The organism is Mesorhizobium sp. M7A.F.Ca.CA.004.06.1.1, assembly GCF_003999135.1.
GTDB lineage: Bacteria > Pseudomonadota > Alphaproteobacteria > Rhizobiales > Rhizobiaceae > Mesorhizobium.
Genome location: NZ_RZPQ01000175.1, coordinates 1 through 8,963 on the forward strand (window position 1 = coordinate 1; position 8,963 = coordinate 8,963).

The window sequence follows — 8,963 nt, forward strand, 5'->3', positions numbered from 1 at the left end:
CGCGAAAATAAACTACGCCACGCCACGCTGCGGTCGATCCCGAGATGTGCATCGTGGGCGATGCGTCATGCCTTTGCCTCCCGGATCGCCCGCAGCGTGGCGTGGCGTAGTTTATTTTCGCGCTTGAGGGTCTTCACGCGTCCGACAAGGCCAGGTTTGATCCATTCGGCATCGGGCTTGTCGGCGCCCCTCGGTGGCGCGCCTTTCCCCTCTTGCACCTTGGCATAGAGGCGTTCGCGCATGGCTTTGGTCAGGGCGATGTTTGCCGAGCCGACGTAGCGGCGTTCCGCATCGCGGGTTGCCATCAAGGCGAGTGGAGCCGAACTGGGCGTTCGCTGCACGCCTGCAACTTCAAAGTCGACTTCCTCATAGCATTTCGTTTTCAGCCACGCTTCGGTGTCGCCTGACCGATAGACGCTGTCAGGCCGCTTCGACACCATGCCCTCTAGGCCCATGCGGTCAACCGCGGCGTAGAAGTCATCCCCGCCGCCATGCACATGGTGGCTGTACTGGATCACGCCCTTGGCAGGCCTGACGAGTTCGAGCAGCTTTTCCCGGCGTGCCAGCAATGGTTCGGGGCGCAGGTCGATGCCGTCATGGTGCAGCAGATCGAAGGCAACGAAGATGATCCGATCCGGCGCCCATCGCATCGCCGACCGCAGCGAATGGAAATCCGACACGCCTTTCTCGTTAAGGACGATTGCCTCGCTGTCGATGATTGCCGACTTCGGAATGGTTGCCGCCGCCTCGACAATCGTCTTGTACGTCGATGACCAGTCGTAGCCCCTTCGCGTGATCGCTCTGGCCTTGCCGTCCTCAACAATCACCTGGGTACGATAGCCGTCATATTTGATTTCGTGAATCCAGTTGTCCCCTGTCGGCGGCACCTCGACAAGCGTGGGGAACATCGGCCGGATGAACTTCAACATACGCTAACTCGGACTGACCGACTTTAAATTAGAAGAGGCTAAAATAGTTGCAAAGGAACGCACCAGACGCTTGGGCAGCTCCGGAGCACCTTGAGGAGCGTTATCTTGATCCAGCGGCTGAAATCGCTGGAGCGCCGCTTGGCCGGCTCAAGGAACGATTCCGCCCTCCCGGTGTTTCAATCCCATGACAAACATCACGAAAGGCCGGGGAATCGCGATGGCGGCCGAAGTCGCCAGTGCCAAGCAGCGCCTCGAACGGGCCGAGCTCGCGATTGAGCGCTCGGAAAAGATGGTGGCCCAAAACATCGAGCGGTCGGGCAGGATTCGGCGTCTGATCGAGGCCACACAAGATCAATAGCCTCCACAAAGGATCCCGTGCGGGCAGAACCAAGCCGGCGCAGGGCCAACTCTGCGACAAGCGCTGGCCACCCTTACGTGGAACCGGCGCCACTTGCGCTGCTCCGCTCAGGAGGACAACCATGCCAGATGACAAAAGCAGGCGTGATTTTCGTGATCGAGACCGCGTTTCGGGCGACGAGGAATACGAGGTCGGCGATCTCGCCAGCAAATTCCAGCTTACTGGTGGAGCATATTCGGCCCTTCGCGAACCACAGGGACGCCAAACACAACCGGGTGAAGTCGGTGCGCACAGTTCACCATTCATTTACAATATTAGCGGAGGTTGAAACTCGGACATGCTAGGTAGCTCGTACATGCCCTTAGCCTCGGTGCAGATCCAGCGCCGGGGCTTTTCTGTTTCGCGGCTGGGTAGGCCTGTCCGCACTCCTGCTTGACTGCGCGGACTGCGAGAACAACGCCTCGCGGGTTCCCAATCCTTGCAAACAGTTAGATCCGGGAGCTAAGTGCGGCATAGGCTGGTAGGGCAGGAGACCAGAGCGATCTTTCGAAGAACGAAGCCGTCCTCTCTCACGAATCGGCTGCTTGAACGTACACTTTCCATAGAAACCTCCCTTCTGACCGCTGAGCAGGTTGCCGCTTCGCAAGTACTCTCGGCACAGAGAAAAATATTGGAGGGTTTTATCCGAGCTTGACGCATCAAGGAACTCAAAGGGGTTGTCTCTCAGGCCACCCTACGCAACATTAGCGGTTGCTATTGCGTTCGCCAATTCTTCTTCTGTAAACGGCTTGCTGAGAATCTTGATGTCGCGAGTCCCCGGGAGTTCGGCGTAGCCCGTTGCTATAATGACGGGTACGTGCGGCCACTGGACTTTGATCGTATTCGATAGCTGCAGGCCCGTCATTTTCGGCATAGCATGATCCGTTATAACGAGGTCGAACGGGTGCTCCTCCAAAAGCCTGAGGGCTGCCGCCGCAGAATGCGCCTCCGCGACAGTATGGCCGAGATCCTCGAGCATTGCCGCGGTATTCAAAAGGACCAGGGCATCGTCATCCACTGCCAGGATCCGCAGCGACGCCGTCTCAATGGCTTCCTCGGCAAGAACATCCGGCCCGCGCGCGACTTCCGAGCTCGCGGTGGCGACCGGCAGCCACAGTTCCGCCGTCGTCCCTGCTCCCTTGCGGCTCCTAAGCGTCAGGCGCCCGCCCATTTGTTCTGTCATCCCATGTACCATAGACAGACCGAGACCCGTGCCTTTGCCAACGCCTTTTGTGGTGAAGAACGGTTCTGTCGCCCGAGCTAGTGTTTCTTCGTCCATTCCTTCGCCAGCGTCTGCTACCGAGAGGCAGACGTATGGGCCTGGGGCCAAGCCTGCCTCTTTGCTTTCGCCGACCTGTTCCATCCGAGTGGAGATGACGATCGTTCCGCCGTCAGGCATCGCATCCCTGGCATTGACGCACAGATTGAGCAATGCGAGTTCGATTTGACTTTCATCCACCATCACATGATCGAGCGAGAGCGGAAATTTGGTCTCGATAGTCGCTCTTGAGCCCAGCGATCGCTCCAAGAGCTCCTTCATTCCATGTATGAGCTCAATCAAATCGACAGGCTTCGGATCGAGTTGCTGCCGCCGCGCGAAAGCCAGCATGCGCTGCGTCAACGACGCTCCCCGTCGCGCCCCGAGCACGGCATTATCCAGAAGACGCAGCAATTGTGGATCGTCAGGTAGCCGTTTGCGCAGCAGCTCAAGACTACCCAGAACCGCCATCAGCAGATTGTTGAAGTCGTGAGCGACACCGCCCGTCAGCTTACCGATCGCATCCATTTTTTGTGACTGGAAAAGGGCTTCGCGTGCCTGATCCAATGACTCCTGCGCCTTCTTCCGTTCCGTTATGTCCCGCGTAACCTTCGCGAAACCCAGGAGTTCGCCATCCTCGTGCCGAATGGCGTCGATGACCACATGGGACCAGAACGCAGTACCGTCTTTGCGTATCCGCCAGCCCTCGCGCTCAACTCGCCCCTCGCGAGCAGCGATTTCCAAGGCGCTTTGCGGAGTGCCTCGCTCGCGATCCTCGGGCGTGTAGAACTGCGAGAAGTGCTTGCCGACTATTTCGTCGGCCGAGTAACCTTTGATGCGTTCTGCACCCGAGTTCCAGCTCGTGATTACGCCTTCAGGATCAAGCATATAGATCGCGTAGTCCGTCACGCCCTGAACCAGGCGCTGGAACTGCTCCTGACCTCTCCGGATTTCATCCTCCGCTTTCTTGCGCTCGGTAAGATCACGGGTGACTTTTGCGAAGCCGGTTAATTTGCCGCTTGGATCGAATATAGGATCAACCACAACATGAGCCCAGAAACGGCTCCCGTCGCGACGCACTCTCCAGCCCTCGGTTTCAAATTTGCCATTGCGGGCTGCTGTCTCCAGAGTCCGCGATGGAAGACCAGCTTCGCGATCTTCCTGCGTGTAGAAGCACGAGAAATGCTGACCGATGATCTCGCTCGCGGAATAGCCTTTGAACCGCTCTGCCCCCGCGTTCCAACTCGTCACGGTTCCCGAACGGTTCAACATATAGATCGCATAATCGGTAACGGCCTCGACGAGAACGCGGTAGCGATCCTCATCGGCTTTATCGACGGTCCCTTGAATCATACCCCATCCGTTCATCTGTCAACTTCATGAAACTGCTGGCGTCTCGGATGGTTCCACAGACGAGGGGAAGGCGTGCGTCCTTATGTGGCACAGGCCGTGATTGCCGTGGCCTGCAACGAGCTACTTGCCTGACGGCGGCGCGGCCATTACAGAAACTGGAATTCCAGATACTGGGGTCGGGCCGCCGGTCGGTCTACCCAGGTTCTACTTCGAACCTATGATTATGGCGGCTTACGATTCCTGTTTGGAGACGAGGGCGGAATGACCGAGCGAAAGAAGCAGCCCGTTGTAAGTTCCGGCATTGCCGGCTTGGACGAAATTCTTCGCGGTGGATTGCCCGCTTCCAACTTCTACATCGTGCAAGGCGATCCAGGCGCAGGCAAGACGACCGCGGCCTTGCAGTTCCTGCGCGCCGGTGTGGCAGCCGGTGAACGCTGCATCTATGTCAGCCTTTCGCAAACCGCCGCCGAACTGCAGGCGATTGCGTCTTCACACGGCTGGACGCTTGATGGGATTCGTGTTGAGGAATTGTCCGCTTCGGAGACCCTGAGTGGCGCGGCCGATCAGACGATTTTCCAGACTGCCGACCTTCGATTGGATGAAACGCGCAAGGCGATTGAACGCGCGATCGAAGAACACAAACCCCACAGGCTTGTTTATGACTCGCTGCTCGAGATCCGGCTGATTACCGGTGACACACCGAGGTTCCGGCGCGAACTGATTGGCTTCAAGGCCTTCCTTGCCAAACGGGGCATTGTGGCGGTGTTGCTCGACACCCAGACCAGCGGAGGCGATCACAACGGCGAGGAAATCGAGGGCATTGCCCACGGCGTGATCCGGCTTGATAAATCTCTCGAGGACTACGGCGGCGTGCGCCGGCGCATTGAAGTCAGCAAGATGCGCGGCGTGCCGTTTGCTGACGGTTATCACGATATGGCCATTCGCGAGGGCGAGGGCGTTGTGGTGTTTCCGAGGATTGTGCCAGGGTCGCCTCCCGAAGTGACCAAGCCGCAACTGATCAAGTCAGGGGTAGACGCTCTCGACGAGATGTTCGGCGGCGGCCAGGAATCGGGAACCATAACGCTCGTGATTGGTCAGTCGGGAACAGGCAAGTCGACGATGTCTTCGCTTTACGCCACTGCCGCGCTTCAGCGCCGCGAAAGCGTGGCCCTGTTCCTGTTTGAGGAGCGACTGGAGACTTTCTTTCGCCGGTCCGAGGGCCTTGGGATGGATCTTCGGCAGTTCCACAAGGATGGCCAACTTGTCATCTACGATTTTAGTCCCAACGAAATCTCGCCTGGGGAGTTCGGCCAGATTGTGCAGCAAGTCGTCAGTCGCAACAATACCCGGGTTGTCGTGATTGACAGCTTCACCGGCTATCTGAATTCTCTTCCCCACCGGGAAAAGGCGGTTCTGGACATCCAGTCTCTCCTGAAACATCTCGCGCGCGCTGACGTGCTGACCATGCTCATTGTCGCCCAGCATGGTTTGCTCGGGCAGAACGTTGGGATCGACGTGGACGTTAGTTTTCTCGGCGACACCGTGCTTCTGCTGCGCATGTCCGAGCATGAGGGCCGTTTGAGGCGCAACATCACGGTCGTCAAGAAGCGCCACGGCCCGCACGATCTCGATGTCCGGGAACTGTTCATCGCGAGTTCCGGCGTTTCCGTCGTTTCCTACAATCCTCTGCCCGAGACGTGAACGACGTCGAGCGAAACGGGCTGGGAACACTGGATTGGGTGCTGATCTTGGCGCCTTACCGCAAGGATGCTGGTTACACCGCTTCCCTGCTGCAAGAACGTGGTCTACGGGCTCTAGCGGCGAGTCCCGAGGACTTAGAGGGTTTGCTTGCGCTATCCCCTGGAGTGCTGGTTGTTACTCACGAAGCCTTGAATCCTCAGGCTATCGCAACGGTTGAAAGTTTCCTTCAGGCGCAGCCGAATTGGTCGGAAATTCCAATCGTTGTTTTGTTGGACCGCGCGGCACAGCAGTCACGCATCCAAGCGGCGCTGAGTGCTGCTTGGCCACGTTCGCGTCAGATATACTATCAGCGTCCCGTGGCTGCGCTCGAACTGATAAGCGGAATCCAGTCGGCACTCCTCACCAGAATTCGCCAGCGCGACGTGCGTGACTATCTTGAGCGGGAGACGGAACTACGCCTTGAACTAAATCATCGAGTGAAAAACATCCTGGCGACCGTCATATCCATCTTCGATATGACCAGGCGCGGCGCGATCTCGGCAGAGGGACTTGCAGAAGACTTCAAAGGGAGATTGAGAGCCTTGTCGGATGTTCATTCTGCAGTTTTTGCTGCCGGTGGCGAGACAGTGGCCTTAACGAATGTAGCAAAATCGGTCCTCGCGCCATACCTTTCCAAGGATCAAACTGCCATCACGATCGAAGGACCCGAGGTGCTGCTTTCGCGCGATGCCGGTACAACTCTCGCCCTCTCGCTTCATGAACTGGCAACAAACGCCATCAAATATGGCGGCTTGTCCCGCCCCGAAGGCAGAATACGCCTGGAATGGAATATTGAGTCGAACTCGGAACCATTGCTGTCGTTGAGATGGACCGAAACAGGAGGACCAACCGTAGTCGAACCCTCGCGAGTGGGATATGGGACGCGCTACATGCGCGCTGCATTGACGAGTCTGTTCGGACAGGCTCCCGATCTCGACTTTGCGCCGGAGGGACTGCGTTTCTCGATCCGCGGCCTGCTCTCCCGCCTTGCATCCGATGGTCGGCTCGGCTGATTGCGGCAGCGCCTGCCATTGGGCAGCGGAAGTTCCAAACAGTATCGTGATTGCCAAGCCCTTTCTTCTACCGCAGATCATCAGCAGGAGCCCGCCACCGGGCGCCGCTCGCGAAGGAGCGACGCACCTTGCCAAGGAACTGGCAAGGGCGCTGCTTGCATCTGTGTCCGCCGAAAATCGGGGCCGCCTGCTTGGAGTTTTGCTGTTGGCGCGTTTCTCAGGAAACGGCCTATAGGTGCCCCTCTGGGCCGCCGGGAAATCACATAAGCGCATTGTCAGGCGTTCGCCCGCCTTGATCTGCCGTCGAAGCGATCCTGAAGTTCCTCTTTCGGCACGGGTCGAATTGACTCACGAGGAACCTTTGCTTTGGCTCACTTCGCCGGCACGCAAGGGCGGAGCACATTGGCGAACCGGCGCTCTGACGGAGCGGGCATGACCTTACCCCGCTGCCAACCATTTGCGCGATTGCACAAACGCCGTGAAAGCCTTGGCCTCCATTGGGCGTCCAAAAACATAGCCCTGCAGGATATCGCAGCCTAGTTCCTTCAGGATGCGGGCGTGGTCGTTCGTCTCGACACCCTCGGCAATGACTTCGATGCCCAGCGATTTGCCGATCTCAATGATGGACGAGACCAGTTGACGCTGCGGGATCGACTGGGTGACGGGCGTGATCAGTTGACGGTCGATCTTGAGCCGGCGCGGCTGCAGCTTGAGCAGGGACACTATCGAAGCATGGCCGGTGCCGAAGTCATCGATCTCGATGTCGATGCCGAGTTCCTTTATGTGCTCCAGGTTCCACGTGACCAGGTCGTCATTATCATCGAGGAAGATGGACTCGACCAACTCAAACGAAAGGGTTCCTTTCTTGATGGCAAGCTTGCGCAAGCCATGGATCAGATCCTTGTCCTCCAAGCGCTTGGCGGAGACATTGACCGAGACGTGCGGGATGTTGAGACCGCTGCTCGACCAGTGCTCGAAGTTCTCTAGCGCCTGTTCCAGGACAGCGCGATCGATGACTGCCACGACGTTGAGTTCTTCGGCCACTTTAAGATAACTTTGGGGGGCCAGGATGCCGCGTGTTGGATGCTTCCAGCGCGACAACGCCTCTACTCCGACGATCTCAAGCGTGCGGGCGTCGAACTGCGGCTGATAGTATGTTGTGAATTCGGCGCGCTCCAGCCCGCCCAGGATTTCGTCGGCAATTTGCTTGGTCCGCACGATCTCGCTTTGCAGCTCTTCGTCAAAGAACTCGTGGCGATTGCGACCACGGCGTTTGGCCCGGTAAAGGGCGAGATCGGCGTTGACCAGCAGTTGCCTGGGTTCGGTTCCGGCGGCGATTCCGATGCTCACTCCGAACCGGCACGGATTGCCCAGAAAATCGACCGGCCGGCGCATCTGCGTGATGATGCGGTCGGCGAGCGCGGAAAGTTGTTTGTCATCACGCCCATGGCTCACCACAACGAACTCGTCACCGCCGATGCGTGCAACAAAATCACCGGGAGTCGTGTTGACCTTGATGACCTTGGAGGCGTGCACCAGCATAGCGTCACCTGCTGCGTGGCCCAGCGTATCATTGATCTGCTTGAAGCGGTCGAGGTCCAGATGCAGCAGTGCCGTACGGGTATCCTTTTCCCCGTTTTCGGCAAGCAACTCATCGAGATAGCGACGGTTGGGCAGACCCGTCAGCGGGTCATGCAGAGCCACATGCTCGACACGCGCTTTGGCGACCTCAAGTTCGGCATTTTTCGATTCTGACAGCTGGCGCTCTCGCATGAGCGTCTCGTTGAGCAGCACGTCGCTGGTCACGTCCCACTCGGCGCCAATCATCTTTGGCGTGCCGCCGATGTCCTGGAAGAAGGCTGCGCGCGTGCGCACGTGGCGCGTGCCGCCCTCCGCAAGCAGGACTCGGTATTGCGAGGAATAGGGTCCTTTCCTCTCTGCGGCCGACTCGAACTCCTGGCGCGCCCGGTTGAAATCGTCGGGATGAATGGCCGAAGCCCAGTCGTCATAGCCGCGCGGTTTGCCATCGGCTGGCTTGCCGTAGATTTGGTTGACGCGGTGATCCCATAGCAGCTCTTTTGTGGCCAGGTCGTGCTCCCACACGCCGATCCCAGAAGCTTCCAAAGCCAGCTCAAGACGGCCGGACAAGCGTCTGAGCTCGGCATAGTTTTTCTGTCTCTCGCCAAACAGCCGCCCGGCCACCAGGATCGGCAGCACCACCAGCGCGCCGGCAAAGCCTATGAGCCCCCGCAAAATCCAGGCATTCTTTGGAG

The 8,963-nt window shown here is 58.4% G+C and carries 7 protein-coding genes; 4 read left to right on the forward strand and 3 right to left on the reverse strand.

From position 1 onward, the window contains the following. Positions 1-65: 65 nt before the first annotated feature. A complete protein-coding gene (locus EN906_RS13175) occupies positions 66-929 on the reverse strand; it encodes an ATP-dependent DNA ligase (protein ID WP_127268874.1) in 864 nt (287 codons plus the stop codon). A 184-nt stretch (positions 930-1,113) separates the two neighbouring features. Here EN906_RS13175 and EN906_RS37270 point away from each other — a divergent pair, with 184 nt between their 5' ends. Continuing rightward, a complete protein-coding gene (locus EN906_RS37270) occupies positions 1,114-1,287 on the forward strand; it encodes a hypothetical protein (RefSeq protein ID WP_164748842.1) in 174 nt (57 codons plus the stop codon). Positions 1,288-1,408: 121 nt separating this feature from the next. Further along, a complete protein-coding gene (locus tag EN906_RS13180; protein WP_127268872.1) occupies positions 1,409-1,615 on the forward strand; it encodes a DUF3606 domain-containing protein in 207 nt (68 codons plus the stop codon). 405 nt (positions 1,616-2,020) lie between these two features. On the opposite strand, the gene EN906_RS13185 is transcribed toward EN906_RS13180, so the two are convergent. Beyond that, the gene (locus EN906_RS13185) at positions 2,021-3,952 is read right to left on the reverse strand and encodes a PAS domain-containing sensor histidine kinase (protein WP_127268870.1); all 1,932 of its coding nucleotides are present in this window, start codon (positions 3,950-3,952) and stop codon (positions 2,021-2,023) included. A 246-nt stretch (positions 3,953-4,198) separates the two neighbouring features. Here EN906_RS13185 and EN906_RS13190 point away from each other — a divergent pair, with 246 nt between their 5' ends. Both EN906_RS13190 and EN906_RS13195 read left to right on the forward strand, forming a co-directional pair. Then, the gene (locus EN906_RS13190) at positions 4,199-5,638 is read left to right on the forward strand and encodes an ATPase domain-containing protein (RefSeq protein WP_127268868.1); all 1,440 of its coding nucleotides are present in this window, start codon (positions 4,199-4,201) and stop codon (positions 5,636-5,638) included. Further along, on the forward strand, positions 5,635-6,690 hold the full coding sequence (locus EN906_RS13195; protein WP_127272449.1) for an HWE histidine kinase domain-containing protein: 1,056 nt from the start codon (positions 5,635-5,637) through the stop codon (positions 6,688-6,690). Before EN906_RS13190 ends, EN906_RS13195 begins: the two co-directional genes overlap by 4 nt. Before the next feature lie 438 nt (positions 6,691-7,128). Here EN906_RS13195 and EN906_RS13205 read toward each other — a convergent pair. Beyond that, on the reverse strand, positions 7,129-8,963 hold a 1,835-nt coding region (locus EN906_RS13205; RefSeq protein WP_127375209.1), incomplete at its 5' end, for an EAL domain-containing protein.

Excerpts from the sequence above, each read along its gene's own strand:
- EN906_RS37270 (WP_164748842.1), top strand. The coding sequence starts at position 1,114 with ATGACAAACATCACGAAAGGCCGGGGAATCGCGATGGCGGCCGAAGTC.
- EN906_RS13190 (WP_127268868.1), top strand. The coding sequence starts at position 4,199 with ATGACCGAGCGAAAGAAGCAGCCCGTTGTAAGTTCCGGCATTGCCGGC.
- EN906_RS13185 (WP_127268870.1), bottom strand. The coding sequence starts at position 3,952 with ATGAACGGATGGGGTATGATTCAAGGGACCGTCGATAAAGCCGATGAG.
- EN906_RS13175 (WP_127268874.1), bottom strand. The coding sequence starts at position 929 with ATGTTGAAGTTCATCCGGCCGATGTTCCCCACGCTTGTCGAGGTGCCG.
- EN906_RS13180 (WP_127268872.1), top strand. The coding sequence starts at position 1,409 with ATGCCAGATGACAAAAGCAGGCGTGATTTTCGTGATCGAGACCGCGTT.